The organism is Rhizobium ruizarguesonis (assembly GCF_017357285.1).
In the GTDB taxonomy this organism is placed as follows: domain Bacteria; phylum Pseudomonadota; class Alphaproteobacteria; order Rhizobiales; family Rhizobiaceae; genus Rhizobium; species Rhizobium ruizarguesonis.
The window spans coordinates 426,691-449,988 of the sequence record NZ_CP071682.1 but is presented as its reverse complement, the minus strand read 5'-3'; the positions used below and the strand labels follow the sequence as shown (position 1 = coordinate 449,988).

At 58.9% G+C, this 23,298-nt stretch carries 24 protein-coding genes, 3 pseudogenes and 1 riboswitch; of the genes and pseudogenes, 11 read left to right on the top strand and 16 right to left on the bottom strand.

Annotated elements, in window-relative coordinates; genetic code table 11:
- Nucleotides 1-61: 61 nt before the first annotated feature.
- A complete protein-coding gene (locus J3P73_RS36375) occupies nucleotides 62-547 on the top strand; it encodes a hypothetical protein (RefSeq protein WP_018068087.1) in 486 nt (161 codons plus the stop codon).
- 21 nt (nucleotides 548-568) lie between these two features.
- Here the strand turns inward: J3P73_RS36375 and J3P73_RS38415 are convergent.
- The 3 genes and pseudogenes from J3P73_RS38415 to J3P73_RS37980 form a co-directional block, all read right to left on the bottom strand.
- Nucleotides 569-709, bottom strand: a pseudogene (locus J3P73_RS38415) (BrnA antitoxin family protein); the annotation flags it as partial.
- Between the two features lie 70 nt (nucleotides 710-779).
- A complete protein-coding gene (dinB, locus tag J3P73_RS36370; RefSeq protein WP_207580308.1) occupies nucleotides 780-1,874 on the bottom strand; it encodes a DNA polymerase IV in 1,095 nt (364 codons plus the stop codon).
- A gap of 3 nt (nucleotides 1,875-1,877) precedes the next feature.
- Complete coding sequence (locus J3P73_RS37980; RefSeq protein WP_130688074.1) at nucleotides 1,878-2,141, bottom strand: hypothetical protein; 264 nt, start codon at nucleotides 2,139-2,141, stop codon at nucleotides 1,878-1,880.
- Between the two features lie 174 nt (nucleotides 2,142-2,315).
- Here J3P73_RS37980 and J3P73_RS36365 point away from each other — a divergent pair, with 174 nt between their 5' ends.
- Genes J3P73_RS36365 through J3P73_RS36355 form a run of 3 tightly spaced genes read left to right on the top strand, consistent with a single transcriptional unit; the run spans nucleotide 2,316 to nucleotide 7,766 of the window.
- A complete protein-coding gene (locus tag J3P73_RS36365; protein WP_130657850.1) occupies nucleotides 2,316-3,074 on the top strand; it encodes an ImuA family protein in 759 nt (252 codons plus the stop codon).
- Nucleotides 2,995-4,506, top strand: coding sequence for a Y-family DNA polymerase (locus J3P73_RS36360; RefSeq protein ID WP_207580307.1), 1,512 nt, complete (start codon nucleotides 2,995-2,997; stop codon nucleotides 4,504-4,506). The genes J3P73_RS36365 and J3P73_RS36360 overlap by 80 nt, the downstream gene beginning before the upstream one ends.
- Nucleotides 4,503-7,766: an error-prone DNA polymerase gene (locus tag J3P73_RS36355; protein WP_207580306.1), complete on the top strand. Its 3,264-nt coding sequence runs from the start codon at nucleotides 4,503-4,505 to the stop codon at nucleotides 7,764-7,766. Before J3P73_RS36360 ends, J3P73_RS36355 begins: the two co-directional genes overlap by 4 nt.
- Before the next feature lie 731 nt (nucleotides 7,767-8,497).
- On the opposite strand, the gene J3P73_RS36350 is transcribed toward J3P73_RS36355, so the two are convergent.
- Nucleotides 8,498-9,106 (bottom strand): J domain-containing protein, encoded by a 609-nt coding sequence (locus J3P73_RS36350; protein ID WP_018068081.1) that lies wholly within the window; start codon nucleotides 9,104-9,106, stop codon nucleotides 8,498-8,500.
- 353 nt (nucleotides 9,107-9,459) lie between these two features.
- Here J3P73_RS36350 and J3P73_RS36345 point away from each other — a divergent pair, with 353 nt between their 5' ends.
- Nucleotides 9,460-9,687: a hypothetical protein gene (locus J3P73_RS36345; RefSeq protein ID WP_018486537.1), complete on the top strand. Its 228-nt coding sequence runs from the start codon at nucleotides 9,460-9,462 to the stop codon at nucleotides 9,685-9,687.
- A 263-nt stretch (nucleotides 9,688-9,950) separates the two neighbouring features.
- On the opposite strand, the gene J3P73_RS36340 is transcribed toward J3P73_RS36345, so the two are convergent.
- Nucleotides 9,951-10,400, bottom strand: coding sequence for a hypothetical protein (locus J3P73_RS36340; RefSeq protein ID WP_018486538.1), 450 nt, complete (start codon nucleotides 10,398-10,400; stop codon nucleotides 9,951-9,953).
- Between the two features lie 54 nt (nucleotides 10,401-10,454).
- On the opposite strand from J3P73_RS36340, the gene J3P73_RS38410 reads away from it, so the two are divergent.
- Nucleotides 10,455-10,616: a hypothetical protein gene (locus J3P73_RS38410; protein ID WP_157629617.1), complete on the top strand. Its 162-nt coding sequence runs from the start codon at nucleotides 10,455-10,457 to the stop codon at nucleotides 10,614-10,616.
- Between the two features lie 88 nt (nucleotides 10,617-10,704).
- Here the strand turns inward: J3P73_RS38410 and J3P73_RS36330 are convergent.
- The 8 genes and pseudogenes from J3P73_RS36330 to J3P73_RS36295 form a co-directional block, all read right to left on the bottom strand.
- Nucleotides 10,705-10,935, bottom strand: a pseudogene (locus J3P73_RS36330) (thiamine phosphate synthase); the annotation flags it as partial.
- Entirely contained in the window at nucleotides 10,932-11,705 is a 774-nt protein-coding gene (locus J3P73_RS36325) for a thiazole synthase (protein WP_207580305.1), read from the bottom strand. The pseudogene J3P73_RS36330 and the gene J3P73_RS36325, both read right to left, overlap by 4 nt.
- A 3-nt stretch (nucleotides 11,706-11,708) precedes the next feature.
- Nucleotides 11,709-11,906, bottom strand: coding sequence for a sulfur carrier protein ThiS (gene thiS, locus J3P73_RS36320; protein WP_018068076.1), 198 nt, complete (start codon nucleotides 11,904-11,906; stop codon nucleotides 11,709-11,711).
- A complete protein-coding gene (thiO, locus tag J3P73_RS36315) occupies nucleotides 11,890-12,876 on the bottom strand; it encodes a glycine oxidase ThiO (RefSeq protein ID WP_207580304.1) in 987 nt (328 codons plus the stop codon). The genes thiS and thiO overlap by 17 nt, the downstream gene beginning before the upstream one ends.
- 1 nt (nucleotide 12,877) lies before the next feature.
- Complete coding sequence (gene thiC, locus J3P73_RS36310) at nucleotides 12,878-14,701, bottom strand: phosphomethylpyrimidine synthase ThiC (protein ID WP_207580303.1); 1,824 nt, start codon at nucleotides 14,699-14,701, stop codon at nucleotides 12,878-12,880.
- A 93-nt stretch (nucleotides 14,702-14,794) separates the two neighbouring features.
- Nucleotides 14,795-14,906, bottom strand: a riboswitch (TPP riboswitch).
- 220 nt (nucleotides 14,907-15,126) lie between these two features.
- On the bottom strand, nucleotides 15,127-15,837 hold the full coding sequence (locus tag J3P73_RS36305) for a hypothetical protein (RefSeq protein WP_207580302.1): 711 nt from the start codon (nucleotides 15,835-15,837) through the stop codon (nucleotides 15,127-15,129).
- A gap of 85 nt (nucleotides 15,838-15,922) precedes the next feature.
- On the bottom strand, nucleotides 15,923-16,099 hold the full coding sequence (locus tag J3P73_RS36300; protein WP_207580301.1) for a hypothetical protein: 177 nt from the start codon (nucleotides 16,097-16,099) through the stop codon (nucleotides 15,923-15,925).
- 147 nt (nucleotides 16,100-16,246) lie between these two features.
- Nucleotides 16,247-16,558, bottom strand: a complete 312-nt coding sequence (locus tag J3P73_RS36295; RefSeq protein ID WP_026237083.1) for a hypothetical protein — start codon at nucleotides 16,556-16,558, stop codon at nucleotides 16,247-16,249.
- A gap of 212 nt (nucleotides 16,559-16,770) precedes the next feature.
- On the opposite strand from J3P73_RS36295, the pseudogene J3P73_RS36290 reads away from it, so the two are divergent.
- The 4 genes and pseudogenes from J3P73_RS36290 to J3P73_RS36275 all read left to right on the top strand — a co-directional run.
- Nucleotides 16,771-16,983 (top strand): annotated as a pseudogene (locus J3P73_RS36290) (IS5/IS1182 family transposase); the annotation flags it as partial.
- 969 nt (nucleotides 16,984-17,952) lie between these two features.
- Nucleotides 17,953-18,882, top strand: a complete 930-nt coding sequence (locus tag J3P73_RS36285) for a sugar ABC transporter substrate-binding protein (protein WP_027682402.1) — start codon at nucleotides 17,953-17,955, stop codon at nucleotides 18,880-18,882.
- A gap of 565 nt (nucleotides 18,883-19,447) precedes the next feature.
- Nucleotides 19,448-19,681, top strand: a complete 234-nt coding sequence (locus J3P73_RS36280) for a helix-turn-helix domain-containing protein (protein WP_026242471.1) — start codon at nucleotides 19,448-19,450, stop codon at nucleotides 19,679-19,681.
- 378 nt (nucleotides 19,682-20,059) lie between these two features.
- Nucleotides 20,060-21,010: a PLP-dependent cysteine synthase family protein gene (locus J3P73_RS36275; RefSeq protein WP_207580300.1), complete on the top strand. Its 951-nt coding sequence runs from the start codon at nucleotides 20,060-20,062 to the stop codon at nucleotides 21,008-21,010.
- Between the two features lie 397 nt (nucleotides 21,011-21,407).
- On the opposite strand, the gene J3P73_RS36270 is transcribed toward J3P73_RS36275, so the two are convergent.
- Together J3P73_RS36270 and J3P73_RS37975 are read right to left on the bottom strand one after the other, a co-directional pair.
- Complete coding sequence (locus tag J3P73_RS36270; RefSeq protein ID WP_342357693.1) at nucleotides 21,408-21,659, bottom strand: Lrp/AsnC ligand binding domain-containing protein; 252 nt, start codon at nucleotides 21,657-21,659, stop codon at nucleotides 21,408-21,410.
- A complete protein-coding gene (locus J3P73_RS37975; RefSeq protein ID WP_245002817.1) occupies nucleotides 21,616-21,813 on the bottom strand; it encodes a LysR family transcriptional regulator in 198 nt (65 codons plus the stop codon). Before J3P73_RS37975 ends, J3P73_RS36270 begins: the two co-directional genes overlap by 44 nt.
- Nucleotides 21,814-21,945: 132 nt before the next feature.
- On the opposite strand from J3P73_RS37975, the gene J3P73_RS36265 reads away from it, so the two are divergent.
- Nucleotides 21,946-22,371 carry an ACT domain-containing protein gene (locus tag J3P73_RS36265; RefSeq protein ID WP_018517780.1) on the top strand — a complete coding sequence of 142 codons (426 nt, stop codon included), beginning with the start codon at nucleotides 21,946-21,948 and terminating at the stop codon, nucleotides 22,369-22,371.
- A 321-nt stretch (nucleotides 22,372-22,692) separates the two neighbouring features.
- Here J3P73_RS36265 and J3P73_RS37970 read toward each other — a convergent pair whose 3' ends face one another.
- The gene (locus J3P73_RS37970) at nucleotides 22,693-23,280 is read right to left on the bottom strand and encodes a hypothetical protein (RefSeq protein WP_245002785.1); all 588 of its coding nucleotides are present in this window, start codon (nucleotides 23,278-23,280) and stop codon (nucleotides 22,693-22,695) included.
- Between the last annotated feature and the right edge of the window lie 18 nt (nucleotides 23,281-23,298).

Sequence of the window (23,298 nt, the reverse complement as noted above, 5' to 3'; positions counted from 1 at the left end):
GAACAAAAGAAGAACATCATTACAGCGACCCGATACCCCTCCCGAGAATGGAGAATGCTGCATGCCTACGATCTTATATAGAAATGATCCGGACATCGCGCCCCAGGACGTCATGAAGATCGCGGTCTACGCCGAGCATGTCGGCAGACAGTGCTATGACGTTTTCGAAACGGATGGTTCGAGGTCTCGGTCAGAAAGCCTGTCCCGTCGGGCGCAGGACGTGTCTGATTCACTTGATTTTGGAGACGACCCATACTTTTCACCCGAGACGACGAAAAAGGTTCTCGACCTTCGCAATACAGTCTGGGGCATGTGCTTCGACTATTTCGGCGAGCGCGGACATCTCGGCAAGTCCATGGACCTGCTCAGAATGGCCCAGGACGTGGAAGACGTTCTCGACAAGCTCGTAATCCGCTACCTTTCTCCTGAGGAACTGGAAGAGGCTGAGGCTGATTGGGCACATGAATCTCAGTTCTATCCGAAGATCGAAGGGGACAATCCAAATATCATTCCCCGCGATGACAAGGGCTTCGGGGCGAGCGCTTGAAATCCTGCCTCGTCATAGCCGGTCTATTTTGATCGAAACGAGTTCCTTCATATTTGGCAGCGCCGGTGGCCCGACAGCCGGTTCCGCAGTCTACTTCGCCGGCTTGAACGATGCTTCGGCTGGGTCCATCGGATTGATAGGTCTGCGGGGTCGGTTTCCCATAGTTTCTGCCATAAGGGACGGTCCGGGTCGGGCGCCATTCAAACGCTCTGGCCCAGCCGATGCTGGCGGCCTAAAGCGCAAGCCGCAACTGCGGTGCTGTATGAGAGGCCCGCCGTTCTTCCAGTGAGGACAGCGTGACGCCGAGCAGGCGTATCCCTTTTCGCGGCGGGAAGATTGGCGCAAGGAGAAGGTCGACCACCTCCTCGAGATCGGTGGTCGTCGGCAGGGGAGCCAGAACTGTCTTGCTGCGGGTGATCTGGCTGAAGTCGGCATATTTGACCTTGAGTGTCACCGTCTTGGCGCCAATTTCATTGGCCTCGCAGTAGGCCCAGACTTTCTCAATCAACGGCTGGAGCCCTTGGCGCGCGGGCTCAAAGGAATGGATGTCCTGCGAAAACGTGTCTTCTGCGCCGATGGATTTCCGCACCCGGTCCGGCTTGACCTGGCGATTGTCGATCCCGCGAGCGATCCCATAGAAGTACGGCCCTGACTTCCCGAAATGTTCGACGAGAAAGTCGAGCGTTCTCTCCTTGAGGTCAGCTCCGGTCTCGATCCCGAGCCGATGCATCTTCTCGGCCGTCGCCGGCCCGACGCCGTGAAACTTCTTGACGGGCAGGCGTTCGACGAAGGCCGGACCGTTCTTCGGCGTGATGACGAACTGGCCGTCCGGCTTGTTCTGGTCGGATGCCATCTTGGCGAGGAACTTGTTGTAGGAAATGCCGGCCGAGGCGGTGAGCCCGGTGGTCGCCTTGATCCTCGCGCGGATCTCTTCGGCGATCTCGGTCGCAATCTCCATGCCCTTCAGGTTTTCGGTGACGTCGAGATAGGCCTCGTCCAGCGATAACGGCTCGATCATCGGCGTGTACTCGGCAAAGACCGTCCTTATCTGCAGCGAGACGGCCTTATAGACATCGAAGCGCGGCTTGACGAAGATGAGGTCCGGGCATTTCCGCTGCGCAGTCACCGAAGGCATGGCGGAATGCACACCGAACTTTCTGGCCTCATAGCTGGCGGCCGCCACCACGCCGCGGGCAGCAGGACTGCCGACGGCAACCGGCAAGCCACGCAGCTCCGGATTGTCACGCTGCTCGACCGATGCGTAGAAGGCATCCATGTCGACATGCACGATCTTGCGCGGCCGCCTGCTGCTTTCTTCGCCTGTCATCCTCTAGTTTCCATCAGCGAGACCATTCCCCAAACATGGAAAGTGTGCTCCGCACTTGTCACCTTGGGGCGTCTGCATCCGTTCGCAGCCCATGGCCATGCGTCGGCGGATTTCCGCGAAGCTGACGCTTGCGCCAAACGCTTTCACCAAGAGATTGCGCTCGTGGGCTGAATGGCGATCGCAGACACGACAGATGAGTTCGATCACCTGGACCTTGTGATCCTTCAGTCTCGGAACCCTATCGTTCACAGGCCGCGTTCGGCGCATTCGAAAATATTCCTTCTTCGCCATCCGATTGAATCCGCTGGCGATTTTTCTGCCGTGCACTCGTGCTCAACTTCAGCGGGTCATATGCGCATTGACTCATTTAGGCCTTGAGAACAGATACAGAACATATTGCTGTTACTCAAGCTGAAAACGGGTTGCCGTCGAAGGGAAATCATGAACTCAGCCGTCGGCCCAAACGCTGTCCTCGACGGCCTGCGCGAGCAGATAGCGCATCTGGAAAGCGCCAGCCAGCGCAAGCGAGGCGTTTTGCCGTTCGGCGTGGCACAGATCGATGAGCGGCTTCCGGGCGGTGGATTGGCCTACGGGGCGCTGCACGAATGCGCCGGCGGCGGGGCCGGCACCGTCGATGGCGCGGCGGCCGCCCTGTTCGTGGCTGGCATTGCCGCGCGTACCAAAGGCAAGGTCGTCTGGTGCCTGACACGTCCCGACCTGTTCTTCCCGGCCCTGGCGCAAGCGGGCCTGCATCCGAACCGGGTCGTCTTCGTCGAGTCCGACAAGGAGGAGGACGTCCTTGCCAACATGGAGGAGGGCCTCTCGTATGGCGGTCTCGGTGCGGTGATCGGCGAGATCGTCCGCCTGCCGATGGCGGCGTCCCGGCGGCTGCAGCTTGCTGCCGAGAAGACCGGCACGATGGCGCTCGCAGTGCGGCGGTGGCGACGGCAGACCGAGGCCAGCGACTTCGGGCAGCCGACGGCGTCCACCACGCGCTGGAGGGTGAGCGTCATTTCAAGCGAGGAGCTGCCGGTTCCAGGCGTCGGGCGGGCGAGGTGGTTCCTGGAGCTGATGAGGGTGAAAGCGGGTGAGTGCGCCGAGTTCGAAGTAGGAGCCTGCGATGCCGAGGGTCGTATCGATATTTTTCCCCGACCTGCCAACCGACAGGATCAGGCGGGCCGATCCCGCTATTCCCGTTGAGCAGCCGATCGCCGTCATTTCGAAGAGTGGCTCCAAGCGCTGGGTCTCGGCCGCCGACGCCGCCGCCAGAAAGGCCGGAATCCACATCGGCATGCCGGCCGCCAAGGCGCAGGCGCTCTTCCAGGGCCTGCGGATGATCGACGCCGATCCGGCCGCCGATGCGGCGGCGCTTGAGCGCATCACCATGTGGGCGCTGAGCCAGTATTCGCCGATCGTCGCCGTCGACGCGCCGGACGGCATCGTCATGGACACGGAAGGTGCTGACCATCTTCAGGGCGGCGAGGAGCCCATGTTGACGAGCATCGCCAATCGGTTCCGCGCCAAGGGCCTGACAGCACGGGTCGCCATCGCGGACACATGGGGCGCGGCTTACGCATGTGCCCGTGCCATTGGCCGCGAAACCGTCATCGTCCCGAGTGGCGAGACCATCCGGGCCGTCGAACGCCTTCCGATCTCCCTGCTGCGGCTACCCGAGAAGATCGTGGTTGATCTGCGCATGCTCGGCTTCCGGACGATCGGCGAGCTGTCGGTGACGCCGCGCGCTCCCTTGGCGCTTCGCTTCGGCCCGGAGATCGGACGGCGTCTCGACCAGATGTTCGGTCGCGTTTCCGAACCGATAGATCCGATCCGTAGCCCAGAACTCGTCGAGGTCGTTCGATCGCTCGCTGAACCGATCGGTGCAGCGGAAACGATCGACAAGTATGTCGGCCGGCTGATTGTTCAGCTCGTCGCCGAACTTCAACGGAAGGGTCTTGGCGTTCGCCGGACCGATCTCATCGTCGAGAAGGTCGACGGGACCAGACAGGCGATCCGGGCGGGCACCGCCAAGCCGGCGCGAGACGTCGCCTGGCTGACGAAACTGTTCCGCGACCGGACGCAGACGATCGAGCCAGGTTTCGGGATCGAAAAGCTGACCCTCGTCGCCGTGTTGTCGGAACCGCTCGTAGAGCAGCAGAAGGCTTCCTCGCTTGTCGACGACGAGGACGCCGACATCACGCCTCTGATCGACGTCCTCGGCAATCGAGGCCAGCGCGTCTACCGGGTCGCGCCAGTCGCGTCCGATGTTCCGGAGCGTAGCGTCCAGCGTATCGCCGCGGTCGGCAAGGACGTGACGGAAGATTGGGTCCACCATTGGCGGCGGCCGGTGAGGCTGTTTGCCCGTCCCGATCCGATCGAGGCAATAGCCCTGCTGCCGGATCATCCGCCGGCCAGCATCACCTGGCGCGGCAAGCGTCATCGCGTGAAACACGCGGACGGACCGGAACGCGTCTTCGGCGAATGGTGGAAACGCGACAGCGAACTCGAGGCGGTGCGCGACTATTTCGTTATCGAAAACGAAAGCGGCGAGCGATACTGGATCTTTCGCTCCGGCGACGGCATCGATCCCGAAACAGGCCCCCATAGGTGGTTCATGCACGGGATATTCGGATGAGATATGCCGAGCTCCAGGTCACGACGCATTTCAGCTTCCTTCGCGGCGCATCCTCGGCCGACGAGCTCTTCGTTACCGCCAGGGAGCTCGGCATCGACGCTGTCGGCATTGTTGATCGCAACAGCCTGGCCGGAATTGTTCGGGCGCTGGAGGCGTCGCGCGCGACAGGCGTCAGCCTCGTCGTTGGTTGTCGGCTGGATCTGCAGGATGGCATGTCGATCCTCGTTTATCCCACAGATCGCGGCGCCTATTCGCGGCTCACCCGGCTCCTCACGCTTGGCAAGGGAAGGGGCGGCAAGGCGAACTGCGTCCTGAGCCTCAACGACGTCGCTCCCTATTCCGAGGGGCTGCTTGGAATCCTGGTGCCTGACCTTGCTGACGAGAACTGCGCCGCCCAACTTCGCAAGATGGCTGAGATATTCGGGGACCGAGCCTATGTCTCGCTTTGCCTCCGGCGTCGTCCGAACGACCAGTTGAGGCTGCACGAATTGTCGAACATGGCAATGAGGCACCGCGTCCGAACAGTCGTCACGAACGACGTCCTCTTTCACGAGCCGGGCCGACGGCAGCTCCAGGACGTCGTCACCTGCATTCGCAACAAAACCACCATCGACGACGTTGGCTTCGAGCGTGAGCGCCATGCCGACCGATACCTCAAGCCTCCGGAAGAAATGGAGAGGCTGTTTCCACGCTACCCCGAAGCGTTGGCGCGGACGACGGAGATCGTCGAGCGATGCAGGTTCTCGCTGGAGGAGCTGACCTACCAATATCCCGAGGAGGCAATCCTCCCTGACAAGAGCCCGCAGGAATCCCTCGAGCACTATGTCTGGGAGTGCGTGCCCAGCCGCTATCCGGAAGGACTGCCGCCGGAGGTTCTCAGAATCGTCCGTCACGAACTCGATCTCATCCGGACGATGAAATACGCCCCATACTTCCTGACCGTGTTCTCGATCGTCCGCTTCGCCCGGTCGCAAGACATCCTTTGCCAGGGGCGGGGCTCGGCGGCGAACTCGGCTGTCTGTTACATCCTCGGCATCACCAGCATCGACCCCTCGACCAATGATCTCCTGTTCGAGCGCTTCGTCTCCCAGGAGCGCGACGAGCCGCCGGACATCGACGTCGATTTCGAACATGAGAGGCGTGAGGAGGTCATTCAATGGATCTACAAGACCTACGGAAAGGACAAGGCCGCACTCTGCTCAACAGTCACACGCTACCGGGCGAAGGGTGCCATCCGCGACGTCGGCAAGACGCTCGGCTTGCCTGAGGACGTCATCAAAGCCCTGTCCTCGGGCATGTGGGCGTGGTCGGAAGAGCTGGTCAGCGATCGCAGTCTTCGTGATCAGGGCCTGAACCCTGAAGACCGCCGCCTTGCGCTAACGCTTAAGCTTGCGCAGCAGCTCATGGGCGCCCCTCGGCATCTGGGACAGCATCCTGGCGGCTTCGTTCTGACGCACGACCGCCTCGACGATCTCGTCCCGATCGAACCCGCCGCAATGGCCGACCGGCAAGTGATCGAGTGGGACAAGGACGACGTCGAGGCGCTCAAATTCATGAAGGTCGACGTCCTGGCGCTCGGCATGCTGACCTGCATGGCGAAGGCCTTCGCGCTCATCGAAGAACACAAGGACGAGCACCTTGATCTGGCGAAGATCCCTCAGGAGGACCAGGCGACATATGCGATGATCCGAAAAGCCGACACCCTCGGCACTTTCCAGATCGAGTCGAGGGCGCAGATGGCAATGTTGCCGCGCCTGAAGCCGCGGACCTTCTATGACCTCGTGATCCAGGTTGCGATCGTCCGGCCTGGCCCGATACAAGGTGACATGGTGCATCCCTATCTCCGACGCCGGGAGGGCAAGGAGCCAGTCGTCTATCCGACGCCGGAACTGGAAGCCGTTCTCGGCAAGACGCTCGGCGTCCCGCTCTTCCAGGAGTCTGCCATGAAGGTGGCGATGGTTTGCGCCGGATTTACCGGCGGCGAGGCCGACCAGCTTCGCAAGAGCATGGCCACCTTTAAGTTCACCGGCGGCGTCTCGCGCTTCAAGGACAAGCTCGTGTCCGGCATGATCAGGAACGGGTACACGGCCGAGTTTGCCGAGAAGACCTTCAGCCAGCTCGAAGGATTTGGTAGCTATGGATTCCCGGAATCCCATGCGGCATCGTTTGCCTTGATCGCCTATGCCTCGAACTATGTGAAATGCCACCACCCTGACGTCTTTTGCGCGGCGCTGCTGAACTCGCAGCCTATGGGATTTTACGCGCCGGCCCAAATCGTCGGCTGTGCCCGGAACCACGGGGTCGAGATTCGGCCCATCTGTGTCAACCGTTCGCGCTGGGACTGCACGCTTGAGCGTATCGGCGATACCGACCGTCACGCGGTCCGCCTCGGGATGCGCATGGCGCGCGGCCTCGCTGCCGCCGATGCCGCGCGCATCGTGGCTGCCCGCATGGATCACCCGTTCGAAAGCGTTGACGATATGTGGCGACGGTCTGGCGTCCCGGCGGCTTCTCTGGTCGAGCTCGCCGAGGCCGACGCCTTCCTGCCGTCGCTGGGACTGCAGCGGCGCGGCGCCTTGTGGGCGATCAAGGCCCTGCGTGACGAACCCCTTGCGCTCTTTGCAGCCGCCTCGGAACGAGAGGCGAGGGCGATCGCCGAGCAGCAGGAACCCGAAGTCGCTCTCCGCCAGATGACGGAGGGCCACAACGTTGTCCAGGATTACAGTCACATCGGGCTGACGCTGCGCGAACATCCGGTTGCATTCCTTCGAAAAGCCTTGACGGAACGCCGGATCGTCATCTGCGCGGAAGCTATGAACGCAAGGGATGGTCGTTGGTTGATGACGGCTGGCCTTGTCCTTGTCCGGCAGAGACCCGGCAGCGCCAAGGGCGTCATCTTCATGACGATCGAGGACGAGACCGGTCCGGCCAACGTCGTCGTCTGGCCCAAGCTCTTCGAGCAGCGGCGTCGCGTCGTCCTCGGGGCATCGATGATCGCGATCAATGGGAGAATTCAGCGCGAAGGCGACGTCGTCCATCTGGTTGCCCAGCAAGTCTTCGATCTGTCCGGCGATCTTTCCGGGCTGGCCGACCGTGACGCCGAGTTCCGGCTCCCGACGGGCAGGGGAGATGAGTTCGCGCATGGGTCGCCCGGAAGTCCGGATTCGCGGGACAGGGTGGCGGCCGCAAAGCCCAGAGACATCTTCATTCCGGATCTGCACATCGACACCCTGAAGGTGAAAGCGCGAAATTTCCACTAAGGGGCTGGCTTGTCCTCGCAGGATCCGCAAGCCGTGCAAAAATCCTCGCTGCAAAGTCCACACCGTCGAAACAAGACGCTGAGCGTCGCTGAGTAGTGCTGGAGGGAAATCAATTCGTTTCGAATGACTGCATAAAAGCGTAGACCATAGGATTTCATTTAAAATTACAACTGTTATTCAAGTAAAATTAAAAAGCAACCTCGAATACACTTCCGTGACATGAGGTATACAAGTGGAACCTTTGAGCGTTTCTGGTGTTTTATTTTGGTCGCCCGGCGATTGTTGTTTACCCCAGGCAACCACCACTCCCGTGCGCTGGGCGGCCACTCGTCCCTAGCGTTTAGTAGTTTGATTGAGAGCGCTCGAATGGCTAGCGGAGGCTATCATCGTGGGAAGGGGCACGTTCCCCCGGAGGCAGGCTTAATAAATCGCCTGCGAGTTCGTATCGCCCGCCCGCCGAGACAGTTTCGTCTGGCAATTGGATGGACAGTGTACATGGCTCTCGTGTTGCTCATGTTCGTTGTGACCTTGATGCCGGTTTGGTGGTCACAATAATGTTGCGGAGAGGCATCCGTCGACTGCGGTTGCGCGGGGATTCTAAAGGGCCCCCGATCACTGGAGGGCAAGCCCAGACGTTCCTGACCTCACACTCCGGACTTAATTGGCTGGAATTCGCCGGCGGACGCCTGCTAAATTGCGGTATCCTAGTGGGAAGTCGCCGTTTCTCAGATCTAGCAGAACCCGTTCAACTTGAGGATCTTATGGGCGTCGATTGCCGCCTGGAGCTCATCTTCTGAGTTTCGATCTCCTCGGTTGGCGTCGGGATGGTGCAATTTGAGCATCTGCTTATAGCGGCGTCTAATCTCCTCAGGCGCCGCGTCCTGCGAAAGGCCGAGCGTTTCGAAGGCTTTTGCTTCCAATACCTTGAGCTTGCGTCGCTGGAGATCGGCTTTCGTTGCTTGATGTTGTGCAGCAATCTTGCGTGCGTTAAGGGTTTTTGCCGTACCGGAGCGGACGGTCGAAGGAAGCGGCATCTCTGTCACGTGATCAACGCGGGTCCCCCACGTCTTACGGCTGCCGCTTGCTGCTTCCTTCTGATAGCGGGCGGTCACCGGATCGGACAGATTGCTCGCGAAATTATATCCCTTGTTGTATTCCCTCGTATGTTGCGGGCAGAACATAAGATACAAACCATCCCCATCTCGCCCAACGGGCGCACGATTGGTGCCGTCTCTTTCGCAGCCGTCCCACTGGCATTTCGACTGGCAAGGCTCCCGTAGCGGAGCTGATTTTTTGCTCGTTGGCCTCAGGCCGACGAAAATTTTCGAATCAAATGTCATCGCGCGTTATATGGCGGTCTCCATCGGGCCGGCAAGCATCCACGCAGAGTGGTCGGTCCAGGCTTGCAAGACTGCGGCTGCCTTTCGAGCGGCGATCCTCAGACGGCCTCGCATCAAGCCACAAATATCAAACAGGTGAACAATCTAGCTCGGTCGACCTGGGCTTGTGATTTCTATTGGGAAGTTTCGATCATCCGGCGCGGGCACCCAGCATAGCCGGTGCGTTTAGTTCGGAAACAATTCGTAAAAGACGGAAATGTTCAGAGCATGATCGTGCCACGAACCGGTGAGTTACTAGCAGGACGTCCTTCGAAGATTCACCGCCGATTAAACAAGAGCAAAGGCGCCTACTCGTGGCTGACATCAATATACCGTCTTCTCCGATCCGAAAAAATGACAGCGCCTATCAAATCGAATGCAAATTCGCACTCGAGCCCTCACTTACCAGGCTTTTCGAAAAGGCACGCTCCGCCGGCTGGGACCCACAGCACATTGCCCTCGCAGTCGCCGCGCTCGGTTGGGAGCTGCTGGTCGATCAGCGCGATAGGATGCAATGTGAAGGATGCGGCATTGAACACTAGGCTTCATCCGGTCCGCGGCATCGGCGGATAGCTCTGCCAAAGCCAGGATATGGATGGTAACGAGCAAACAACGCTGTGGCGATCGATGGCGTCCGAATCCCGAACCAGGCGAGTGCGGCTTGCCTTGCGCCTCGCATTTGCGCCAAACCATTTCTGAGAACAGACATTTGAAACAAGCTCAACGCATGGTTGGGCGACCATAGTAAGTACAACGAAAGGAAGAGCAGGTTCGTTTAAAACGGACCTACCAGAGGAAGGTATCCTCAATTGGCGACGAAAGAGAGGTTCCACAGGACTTTACCGCGGGAGATTGTCGGAGCGGAGGTCTGCGTGCAGGTGGGGGCCCGAGTTCCACCTGAAATGGCGACCCAAGCCGGCGTTCCGGCAAGTGAGAGCGCTTGGCCGGTCGCAGGATCATAGTTGACGCTCAACGAGGCTCTGCACGTCCGAGCCGGAACGACACCTCTGGTCACATCGAAGCGAAACGTCATGAAGCCGTCGATGGTGTTGCCTTGCGCCGTAAAGACAACTGACGCTCCATTAGAGATGCTGGAGGGGAAGTTGGGCGTGCAGCCGATGCAACTAATACTGCCGACATTCGCAGTACCGGATGTGCTGTTGTTTTTGATTGTCACCTCAGTCGTGGCAGCAAGAGCCATAGCAGGAATTGCCGCTGCCATGACGGCAGCGAGAATCAATTTTCGAAAAAGCATGGTCGTTTCTCCAAGTGTCACAATATTTTCTTTGAGCGCGTCGAAAAAAGGCCAGTGCAGCTCTCTGTAGGCGTGATCCCGGAGGTAAATAACGTTTTCGTGAAGCTCCACACGAATGAGGGACTTGCCGGGTGGGGCGAAGCGAGCCCTTTCCTCCTCTCACGGGAGATAATCAATCTGCCAACATCTCAACTGCCAAGCGTCTCGGGGAGTTGATCTGAACCCTTCAAACTGGGCCAATTTTAGCTAGAGTTTTCCGGTGCGTTTTCCTTGCTGGGAAAGGACGGAAGACGATGAAGGCATCTCCGAGATGGACAAAGTCGCAACCTTCCTCGGTCGCAAGCTGCCAGTGGTCGTTGACGGTCAGCTGAGATTGATGTTTAGCGCAGACTGCAACTGCGCGACGGATCTCGGCGCGTAGTTCAGTCTCCGGACGATCCTTGATGCGCAACTGCACCAGCTTGACGCCAAGCGGCACCAGCCGGGCAATCCACTCGGCGCTGTCGACGATCAGGTAGAACGGATCGAGCTTCATGTGAACACCGCCTTCCCGATCACCGGCGTGGAGGGGACGGCCATGTCGCGCGGCTCCAGCACGCCAGCGTCAAAGGCCTGCTTGCCGGCGGCGATTGCCGCGGCAAAGGCGGCTGCCATCGCCGCGGGATCTCCGGCGCCGGCAACGGCGGTGTTGAGCAGAACCGCATCGAAACCGAGCTCCATCACTGCAGTTGCGTGCGACGGCCGACCGATGCCGGCATCGACGATCAGCGACACGTCAGGGAAATGGGCCCGCATTGCTCTGAGCGCTGTCGGATTGAGCGGCCCGGCGGCACTGCCGATCGGAGCGCACCAAGGCATCAGCACCTCGCAGCCGGCCTCCAGCAGTCGTTCGGCCACGACCAGATCGTCGGTCGTGTACGGGAAGACTTCGAAACCTTCGTTGACGAGAATGCGAGCCGCCTCGACGAGGCCGAAGACATCCGGCTGTAGCGTATCATGGTTGCCGATGACCTCGAGCTTGATCCAGTCGGTGGCGAATAGCTCGCGTGCCATCCTTGCGGTCAGCACCGCTTCCCCGACGCTGTGGCAACCTGCAGTGTTGGGAAGGATACGAACGCCGAGTGCGCGGATCATCTCGAAGAAGGCGCCCCCAGTGCGGCCGCCAGACATCTCACGACGAAGCGAGACGGTGACTATTTCCGTCGCCGATTGCCTGACAGCCTCGGAGAGGACGGCAGGAGAGGGGTATCGGGCTGTGCCGAGCAGCAGACGGGAGTTTATTTCGGATCCGTAAAGCGTCAGCATCCGTCAGCCTCCCTGCATCGGCGACAGGATTTCGATCCTGTCATTGTCGTTGAGCGAACGATCGAACCGGTCTTCGCGATGGACCAGCTCACCGTTGACGGCTGTCGCCAGCCAGTCACCCTCGTATTCCATCAGGACTAAAAGCTCCGACAGCGTCTCAGCCGCGACATCCTGGGCCTCGCCGTTAACGATCAATTTCATGGGGCATTCCTCCCGTGGTATGTTGGTTGAAGACAAGTTCAGCCGCCTCGGCCGCCATGGATGGCGCGAGCAGAAAGCCGTGGCGGTAGAGGCCGTTGAGCGAGATCACCGTTCCCTGATGGCTTGCACGTGGAAGATTGTCCGGAAAGGCTGGGCGAATTCCGACACCCGTTTCGATTATGGTTGCATCGGCAAAGGCCGGAAATAGCGTGTATGCAGCGTTGAGCAGTTCCATCAGTGAACGGGCGACAATAGGCCCGTCGAATTCCGTCTCGATCATTGTCGCGCCGACCATGAACACACCGTCTCCACGCGGGACGATGTAGACGGGGAAACGCGGATGGAGCAGGCGGACCGGCCGGGAGAGATCCACGTCAAAGCTTTTAAGGTAAAGCATTTCGCCGCGGACGCCGCGTAACTCCTTGGCCTCGCCGATCTGCGCAGCGCCCGTGCAATCGACGACACTGTCGAAGCTCTCCTCATGCGAGCTCTCGCCCACGAAGGTGACCCCCTGAACCGTCAGCTTGGTGCGCAGCAGAGTCAAAACTCGCCGGGGATCGAGATGGGCTTCGCGGCGAAAGAACAGCCCGTGCCGGAACCGCCCGGCAAGGGAGGGTTCCAGCGCCGCGATCGCCGGCTCTTCCAGCCATTCATAACCCGTCGTGCGGCAGGCAAAGCGTCGCAGTTCACCAAGATCGCGAGCAGAGGCGACCACGAGCGTTCCGTTTCGTCGCACCTCTCCCGGCACAATTGCCTCCCATTTGTCGGCGGCGGTGAGACCGCGCATGAGTACCGCAACATCAGCACTCTCCCGCTCGCACCAGGGCGCCAACATTCCGCCCGCGAGCCACGAAGCAGCACGCCTGAAACCGTCATATGGATCGAGCACAGTGACCTCGGCATCTCGAGCGCGCAGTTCATGCGCCACCGTCAGGCCGGCAACGCCGGCCCCTTTGACAAGAACACGCATCTCATTCGCTCGTTTGCTGCAGGGTTTCTACCGGCATATAGAGGCCGCCGCCCTCGCGATAACGTGCCGCCATCGCCTCCAGTCCCTCCTTCTGCGCTTCGGCGCGGATATCGTGCGAGATGCGCATCGAGCAGAATTTCGGTCCGCACATGGAGCAGAAATGCGCGACCTTGTGCGCCTCCTTCGGCAGCGTCTCGTCGTGGAAGCTGCGGGCGGTTTCGGGGTCCAGCGAGAGGTTGAACTGATCCTCCCAGCGGAATTCGAAACGGGCACGCGAGAGCGCGTCATCGCGCAGCTGTGCCGCCGGATGCCCCTTGGCGAGATCGGCGGCGTGAGCCGCTATCTTGTAGGTGATGACGCCTACCTTCACGTCGTTGCGGTCGGGAAGCCCCAGATGCTCCTTGGGCGTGACGTAGCAGAGCATCGCCGTGCCGAACCAGCCGATCATCGCTGCGCCTATCCCAGAGGTGATGTGATCGTAACCCGGCGCGATATCGGTCGTCAGCGGCCCGAGCGTGTAGAAAGGCGCCTCGCCGCAGACTTCGAGCTGCTTGTCCATGTTCTCCTTGATCTTGTGCATCGGCACATGGCCGGGGCCTTCGATCATCACCTGGCAGTCTTTCGCCCAGGCGACCTTGGTCAGCTCTCCCAGTGTTTCCAGTTCGGCGAACTGCGCCGCATCATTCGCGTCAGCGATCGAGCCGGGGCGCAGGCCATCGCCGAGCGAGAAGGAGACGTCATAGGCGCGGCAGATGTCGCAGATCTCCTCGAAATGCTCGTAGAGGAAGCTTTCGCGGTGATGACGGAGACACCACTTCGCCATGATCGAACCGCCGCGCGAGACAATGCCGGTCACCCGGTTGACGGTGAGCGGGATGTAGTGAAGCCGCACGCCGGCATGGATGGTGAAATAGTCGACGCCCTGTTCGGCCTGTTCGATCAACGTGTCGCGATACACCTCCCAGCTCAGGTTCTCGGCAATGCCCTCGACCTTCTCCAGCGCCTGATAGAGCGGCACGGTACCGATCGGCACCGGCGAATTGCGGATGATCCATTCGCGGATGTTGTGGATGTTGCGGCCGGTGGAGAGATCCATGACGGTATCGGCGCCCCAGCGGGCCGCCCAGACCATCTTCTCAACCTCCTCCGCCATCGATGAGGTGACGGCGGAGTTGCCGATATTGGCGTTGATCTTCACCAGAAAATTGCGGCCGATGATCATCGGTTCGGCTTCCGGATGGTTGATGTTGGCGGGGATGATCGCCCGACCCGCCGCCACTTCCTGCCGGACGAATTCCGCCGTCACATGGTCGGGAATATGGGCGCCGAAGCTCTCGCCGCTGCGGACCATGGCTTCGGCCCTCGCTTTGGGGCCGAGATTTTCGCGGATGGCGATGAACTCCATTTCCGGCGTGATGATACCGGCGCGCGCATAGGCGAACTGGGTGACGGCCTTGCCGTCCTTTGCGCGCAGCGGCTGGCGTAGCGCGGGGAATTCAGGCGTCAGCCTTTCGCCGCTGGCAAAGCCGTTGTCTTCGGGACGGACATGGCCCTGATAGGCCTCGACGTCGCCGCGGGCGAGAACCCAGTCGCGTCGCAGTGAGGGCAGCCCCTGTTCGATACGGATCTCGGCGCCGTCGATCGTATAGGGGCCGGAGGAGTCGTAGACGACAACGGGCGGCTCGCCCGATGTCGGATGCAGGCTGATTTCGCGCATCGGCACGCAAATGTCGGGATGGATGTCCCCGCGAATGTAGATCTTCCTGGATGCCGGCAAGGGGCCGGTGGTGACGGTTGGGGTGATATTCTTTGCGGCGATATTCATGGTTTGAGGCTCCAAGTTTGAGTTTGGAGACCCAGTCCTCAGCCGGAATGATGGAAAGACGCCGGCACGGATTCCACGCGTGAATCCGAAACCTCTCGAGCGCTTGCACCGTCCCTACGCCAGTATGAACTGGATCAGGTTCAACGGGTCACTGCGCGCGATAGCAGTATCTCAGCCCCTTGCCGGGACCCCCCTGGTGAATGCAAAAAAGGGTAGAGGCTTGCCGAGGGGACTGTCAAGCGACAATCTGCGACGGCTTGGAGTCAGGTTACACTCAGGCTACCGTGCGTGGTCGCCGCGATCAAACGAATCGACAAGTCAGTCGCCCGACCGGCACGCTTCCGCAAGGCAGGCGCTCTTGTCGCATGCCGTGGCTGTCGATTTTTATCCCGCGCAGTTCAGCAAGTATGCTGAGTACCGAAGCGCTATTGAGAAAGCAGGCGCGGAACTGGAAAGTCTAGTACTTTGTCCGTGTAGCTTTCGACCAAGGCGCTAAACGGCTTGCCATCTCGAAGTTTCAGTATGGCACGATGTTCGAGCAGGAACGGCGGCAGGCTGAGGGAACTTGTTTCATGCGCTGTTAAGCCCTCCATGTCCCAGCCTTCGGATAGAGGGGACCAGAGCAACATGGCAGACAGGTTTGTGCGAGTGAAATTAAGAGCCTGAACGGCTCTGCCAAACGCGATATCGCTGGTCTTCAAAGCCTGATTCATCTCTGCAGTTAATTTTGCGGGTACATACCAATTGTCGGCTTCCGACAAGATGCGGTCGCCGCAGACCAGGCGGACGCGGCGATAAGCGATCAGCTCACCGGGTCCGACGGTCAGAAGTTCACGGATGTGCTCATCGGCGGGCTTGTCTTGCCCGCCCACACGCTGAGCTACAATCTTAGAACCTTCCGGTGCGAGCTTGTGCGCGGCGCACCAGCGATCAAGGGTCAACGTAGCACTGGCGTTACTCAGGAGATTGGCATTCAAGGTCTGAAGGACCGCAAGCGCTTCCACTCGAGATGTCGGCGAGTTCAGCCACTGAGACCCTATAGACGGTTCTTGCGCAATTGCGATCTGGGTGCCCAGGACGATGGCAGTCGCTGCAAGTGCGGCGATGCGAATGCGTTTCGAAGAACAAAATGACACGGAGAACGAATCCTTTCTGCAGTAAATTTGATGGGCGAACCCTGCGCGTCAAATTTCCTTGATTTTGGCAGGCGAGCGCGCGTTGTCAGCGTATTTGATGCCAGCAGCAAGATTTGAACTGCGCCTTGCGGGTACCGTTTAACGGTCGGGTTCCCGATAGACTTTCATACCATCTTCCGATGTTCCTGCCGTGCTGGTTCACACCTGTTGAAGCCTGTGTGCCCGAGCCGTCCTTTGCTTGCGTCGCATCAAGGTCGTTCATGATATCCTCCATCCGCTCGCCGACCTGTTGTTGGAGTTTGCAAGCGTTGGCGACCGAGCCGGCGCTTCCATCCTGGAATATGGAAACCTGATAGACGTGGATTTCAAAGGAGGAACGTGGCGGCCGGTCCAAATTCTCCCAATTCACTTAACGGTTTAGCGCCTTTGTCGTCCTCTCGCTCGTTGCGGGATGTTCATACAGCTGGATCGGATAGAATAGGTAGCAACCGAAAGCAAAATCCAGGAGCAATTGTTCGAAAAAGGTCTTCTTCGTCGACGCAGAGCCCTCCTGCCGGTCGAGTGACAATTGTAGACCAGGCAGCGACACGCCGTCGATGGTTGCCAGCCGCAGATGCGAATAGCCAAGGCGCTTGTCTGATTTCTTTTGGTGATCCATGTCGTCGTGCTCCTTGTGCAAGCCTCCCGACGATGACGTCGCCGGCAAGATTTCGGCATTCATGGGAAAGAATCTTCCTGTTGCACTGTCGTAACTCGTCATAACAGGACACTTGATGAAAACGACAAGCAACGCAACAGATGTGCCGGATATATTTTAAAGTATATCGTTTCAAATTTGGCAGATCTCATTTTCTATTGTAGGAAATCCGTGAGTTGTGGAATATATTATTGTATATACTTCGATATATATATATCGCATTTCATGTCTTTGGCGGCCGCATGAAATGGCAACTCTCTAACGGCTACGGCAAACGCTCGCTGGTCGAAACGGCAATCGGGCGATAAAAGTCCATCATCGGGCGGCGTCTGCGGGCGAGGTCGCGGCCTGGTCAGCAGACCGAAGGCGTCATCGGCTGCGCCGTTCTCAATCGCATGCTTGACTGCGCACGCCCGAAATTCGTCCGCCGCAAGGCACCCTCGGCATGATCAGCCGTTTCAAAGATCCCCATCCGTTCAATTCCAGATCTGTGCACTAACGCCCGCGGTCGTCGCCGATCGCATTTGTAGAGTTTGCTGTCTCAATGCATCACTTCTTCTCGGAACTTAACGCGGCCGCAGAGAGGAACGCGCGGAAGTCGACCGTCGATTCAAGGAGTCGGACGCTGACGCTGACAGGGTCGCCATGGCAGGGGTACGGCCGTCAGCATTCGGTTGAGAATTCAGGCCATGATCGTTTTTACCCCTCGTGTATTTGCACAATCTATGGCCAGCGATTGGACATGGTCATGAAATAAAATTGCATCGACAAGTGCAGATGACATGTCGTCGCCAACGACCTCTCCGGAGAGGTCTGCGCCGGAGCCAGGAGGTCTGCGAGGGCGAGTGTAGAGTTGCCGCCTCGACCGGCCCAGTTCAGCGACTGCCCGGTCCATTGCGGCGGCGCCGCTCTTGTTAATCTCTCCTGCCATCGGGTTCGATACTCCTGAAAATACCCGGGGATTGATGAGGTTCTCTCATTCACGACGACGATTCTTTCAAGAATGAGAGACTTCACAAACAACGATGAATGGACCGCAAAACGAAATAGATAGAAGCTTACCAAAACTGCGTCACGTTGCCTCGCGATCACGCGAGAGCTGACGAAGAGATTGGACAATATGGCATGTGTCGGCTTTGCATCATTGTGGTGTCATCTGTGAAAGACGCTCGACATTGGCGCTGTTGAAGACTGCGCACTTAAATCATCAAATCAGGCACCAAAAAAGAAAACTTGGGGTTCGCGCGAGCCAACGTAGCGGCGAAGGAGGGGCTAGTCGTCAGCATCGAGATTGTCTTGATATCTTATGGTGATGTCCGGCCTTTTTCTGGGAGCCCTGATAATTGTTTTCGGCCAGTGTGCTGGAAACCCGGCGTGAGGAGGGTGCAGCCGGGCACCGCTTTGTGGAGGAAGTGAAAATGAAAAAGTTTATCCTGGGTACTGCGATGGCGCTCGTCATGTCGACGGCGGCTCACGCGGAAACTGTCGGCGTCTCGATGGCGAAATTCGACGACAATTTCCTGACGGTTCTGCGCAACGGCATGACCGATTATGCAAAGACACTGAGCGGCGTGACGCTGCAGGTCGAAGACGCACAGAACGACGTTTCCAAGCAGCAGAGCCAGATCCAGAATTTCATCGCCTCCAAGGTCGATGCGATCATCGTCAACCCTGTCGATACCGATGCGACCACGGCAATGTCGAAGCTCGCGGCTGATGCCGGCATTCCGCTGGTTTACGTCAACCGTCAGCCGGTCAACGTCGACACGCTGCCGGAGAAGCAGGCCTTCGTCGCTTCCAACGAGCAGGAATCCGGCACGCTGGAAACCAAGGAAATCTGCCGCATTCTCGGCGGCAAAGGCAAGGCCGTCGTCATCATGGGCGAGCTCTCCAACCAGGCTGCGCGCATGCGGACCCAGGACGTTCATGACGTCATCAAGACGGATGAATGCAAGGGCCTGGAGATCGTCGAAGAGCAGACGGCGAACTGGGACCGCACCCAGGGCGCCGACCTGATGACCAACTGGCTCTCCAGCGGCATCGAATTCGACGCCGTGATCTCCAACAACGACGAAATGGCGATCGGCGCCATCCAGGCGCTGAAGGCGGCCGGCAAGGATATGACCAAGGTTGTCGTCGGCGGCGTCGACGCCACGCAGGACGCGCTTGCCGCCATGCAGGCAGGTGATCTTGACGTCACCGTGTTCCAGGATGCCGCCGGCCAGGGCAAGGGCTCGCTCGATGCAGCGCTCAAGCTCGCCAAGGGCGAAAAGATCGACAAGAAGGTCTACATTCCCTTCCAGCTCGTGACGCCTGCCAACGTCAAGGACTTCGTCACGAAGAACTGAGGCGAACGCCACACAGGATGCGGGCTTTGTCCGCATCCTCTTTTCGGGCGCTCGAAGTTCCTCAAATCCTTAAAGATGACGGACCCTTGAGCTCAGGCTGCTGCGCTTGATCCCGATGCGCCGTTCTCAGGCGATCTCTTCAAGACGACGGCCGATCAACAGCGCCCGGCAGGTTTCTCACAGGCTCTGGCCGAACCTGCGGGCCATGAGCGTATCGTGCCGAGGCAACTCTCGAGTTGTTTGTCTATCGTTCTCCGCTTGGGAATGATCAGTGCATCACTCCCTACGAGCTTCCCTACCGGGGCGAACGCTCCTGCCAGATCGGAAGCTACTTGTCGGCCGTCGTGAGTGTGCGCCGCAGTTGGGAGCTTGGGTTACCTCTCGTCGGCTGCTACGCAAGTGTTGTCCGCCCTTCATCGCGTCAGGCCTGTACTCCGCTGCACAAACTGATAGAAAGTGCGCCCGCGGAATTCGAAGAAACTGTCCGTTGCCGGACGCGGTCGGCAGCGGTGGAACGAGAAAACGGATGCACGTTTTCCGGCCGCCAAAAGGAGCCTTAATCGACATGAACATGGTCTCGAAGATTGCGAAATCCCCAGTTGCCCCGTCCGTTGGTGCTCTGCTTGCAGAAGCTCGCCTGGCTCGCGGCTATTCGCTGGACGACGTCGCAGAAACCACTGGTCTGACTGTGGCAGAGGTGACAGCTCTGGAGAATGACGCGGATTTCGACGCGTCGAGGATTCGAAGGACTGCATCCGCTCTAGGGATTCTAGAAAAGATATGCGATGCGCCGCGCTGACATCGTTGAACAGCTTTTTCCACGGCTCTACCTCCTCAAGGAAGGTGGGTGCAGCAACTCACGGGTCGCGCTTCAATGGGATGCTGTTCAACTCGGGCACAGTTTTCACGGGTAGGGCAGGGAACCTCGGCTTGTGATGTTCGACAACCAGCTGACTCTTCAAGGGGAATGGCGCGGTTGGCATAGTTCTTCCGCTCGCAAATTCGGCATCATCGCGTGCAGCTCGATTCCAAGGTTCAGCAGTCTCTTGGGAAACTTCGTGGGAATCCGCTGTATGATCTCCTTGGGGTTTGACGCCCATCGAAAACTCAACACGCGGTTCACGCGGGTGGCTTACCCAATAGACGCTAGACGATCAACCGGAAGGACAAATAAAACATGCAACTGAGCCCCCCGCCGCCCGTCGAGTCCGCGCTCAACGCTATTGGCAATACACCGGTCATACGCCTGCGTCGCGTCGTACCGGACGGGAGCGCTCAAGTCTTTGTGAAGCTCGAGTATTTCAACCCGACGGGCTCGTATAAAGACCGCATGGCAAAATCCATCATCGAAGAGGCTGAGCGCCGCGGAGATTTGAAGCCAGGAATGACAGTAGTCGAGGCGAGTGGGGGAAGCACGGGGTCCTCGCTCGCCTTCGTTTGCGCGGTGAAAGGCTATCATCTCATCGTGGCTTCTTCAAACGCCTTTGCCATGGAGAAGTTGCGTACCATGCGCAGCTTTGGCGCAACCGTTGATCTGATCCACAGTCCGTCCGGCGAAATCTCGGCCGATCTGATTCCGTCTATGATCCGTCACGCCCAGGAGGTCTCCAACCGATCAGACTGCTATTATTCGGACCAGTTTAACAACCGTGACGCCTTGATTGGCTATGAGGAAATCGGCCATGAGTTGGTCAAACAATTTCCAGACGGTATCGACGCCTTCTGTGGCGCAGTTGGTGTGGCCGGAATGACAATGGGCGTGGCAAGGATTGTGAAGTCGCGCTCAGCGACGGTTCGCATCGTGGTTCTGGAGCCGGCCTCTTCACCCGTCATATCGAAAGGTTGGGCCGGAACCCACCACGTCGAGGGCATAGGGGTAGGCTTCGTTCCGCCTTTGCTCAATCAAGATCTCTATGACGAAGCGCGCAGCATTCCGGAAGAGGAAGCACGCGCTATGTGTCACCGATTGGCACGGGAGGAAGGATTGTTGGTCGGCACGTCCACGGGCCTCAATGTTACTGCGGCGATTCGTTTGGCCAAGGAGTTGGGGCAGGGTAAGACGGTCGTCACTGTCGCGAGCGACACCGGTCTAAAGTACATGAACGGGAAGCTTTTTGCAGATGCCTGACAACGGTCGAGCGACGGCCGGGACAACGCTGGACCTTCGGTTGAATTGGAACCTGCGCGACACAACGGTTGGCCCCGGCCTCTCGGCAAACGCGCCCTCGTTGTATCGGTAGCGCAGTTTTTTGGAGCATCCTGTCAACGGGGCAGGGAAGGTTCATGATCGTGCCCACGAGTAAATTTCATATTCCGTCCAGACGCTGCCACGACGATCGCCAATCTAAACGGCGTCGAAGCCCAAGCCTGGCTTGGCCACCTTCTTGCCTGCGTTGCCGATGTGTCCGTCAGAAAGCTGATCAGCTGCTTCGGTCGAACTGGTAATCGACTCATTGAACTCTTAGGCGTGGTAGTCTGCGGCCCTGACGACGGATTACGGCCTAACATTGTCGCATGAGTGATTTTTACTCCGACTCCGACGCAGGAGCCACCCTATTGCCTGCCGCGACACTAAGGGATGCCGGCGCTGCCGAGAGGTAACGGACCGTTGGATTCATGGGGCGCATCGCGAAAGATGTCCGGATTACGCCAATTGCGGGAAGAGCGAGTAACGCGATCAGAACCGTTGCTTCATACGTAGCCATGTCGGGAATCACTACCTCGAGCAAGAAATCATGGTCTCCCGAGACGAGGTGACATGCTATTACTTCGGGCATGGAGGTAGGCCGGCGCGGATGACCGCGGACGATCAAGACCGCCAGCCTTTTCCTCAGGCGCTCTAATCTGTTGCGGGACCGCCGAAGGCGTAGTCCGAAGTATTTTGGCCGCCCGCTCAAAGCTTGCGTTGCGAAGGACTGCGACGAGTGCCACAAGTTGAAATCGATCCAACGTCGTCAATCTGCCTTATGCCAGTTAAGGAAATCTCATTTGTTCGCGCCCAATCCCCGGCTTAGACAATGAACACCCAAGACATCATGATGATAGGCAAAGGAGCCCGCTAGAATGACTATTGTGTCGCGAGACAAGTTCGAAATGCTGTCGAACATGACGCCCTCGCTCAAAGACGGCGAGTATGTGTTCTGCTCGATACCCAATGAGGGGAGCAAAGTCCACAATCTGAATCCGATTGGGACATTTCACGAAAGAGAAGGTTTGACAGTCATCCTTGAGAAAGGAGAGGCGCACGAAGCGGGGTTCGAAACTTCACTTGCGATGCGCCAGATCACCCTCAATGTGAATTCTGCGCTCGATGGCGTCGGCCTTACGGCGGGCGTTGCTGCCTCTCTCGCAGAAGCTGGCATACCGTGCAACATGGTGGCAGCATATCACCACGACCACATCTTTGTTCCGGCGGGCCTAGCTGATCGAGCATTGCATCTGCTGGAAACGCTGCAACGCGAGTCCGCGCGGGCGATGCGCAAATGTTGACGAACAGGAATCCCCGCACATAGCGGGCGAAGCGTTACTGACTTCGCGGGCAAGCGGCAGCACGAGCAGACCTGGGCGTTCCTCGCCGAGGCTCCATCGCGATCAACCGAGAAGATCGTCGGTACGGGCGATTATTGTTCTGGCGAAAGCCGTTCGCAATCGCCTGACGCGGGCAACACATCGAGTTTTTAAAGGGAGCATGACAAGGGACACTGTCGGCCGAGTTAGGGCACTCCACGATCTTTGGAATACGGGTAACGTAGAGATGTGCGATCAAATTTGAGGATGCCAACTGATCGAGGTCACGCGGATCAACGATATCTACTCAGGTTCTCTACAAACGGATTTGGGCATCCCAACACCAACTCGCTTAATCGTCTTCCGCACGTCAATCTTCCCATCCACCATGATCTTTAGCGCTCGGATCATGCCGGCGAGGTTGAGCAGAACACCCTCGACTTCGTCGTTATTCGCAGCAGCCGCTGTCATCAACGCAGCGATCTCAAGGTCCCCCATCGCAACATAATTTCCGCGGCTGGGGCGAGTGCCGGTTTCCAGGCGCATCTCCCGCACCATTCTTACCGCGCGTTCGACTAGGCGGCGGTATTCGTCAGTGCTCAGTTTGTCGACCTCGTTGGCCGCCCGGGTGAGTTCAGAGATAAAGTCGGCAGTGTAGGACATTTGCAGATGGTTTGCCGATGGGTAGGACCTGTCAATGTTCGCCAGAAGGCCGGGGTGTTTGCCGGGTTCCTCGCGGCCTGCATCGGTCTTGCCGAGGTTACCGAATAGCTTTAAATATTGCGCGGTATTAAGTGAACATTGTGGCCGAATGCCGCGATAATGCGACGCACCGACAATCCGCGGGCGGGGCCATCCGCAAAGGCATAGCCGGCGCTGCCGGTCGCCCACGCGATCCTAGACCCCTCC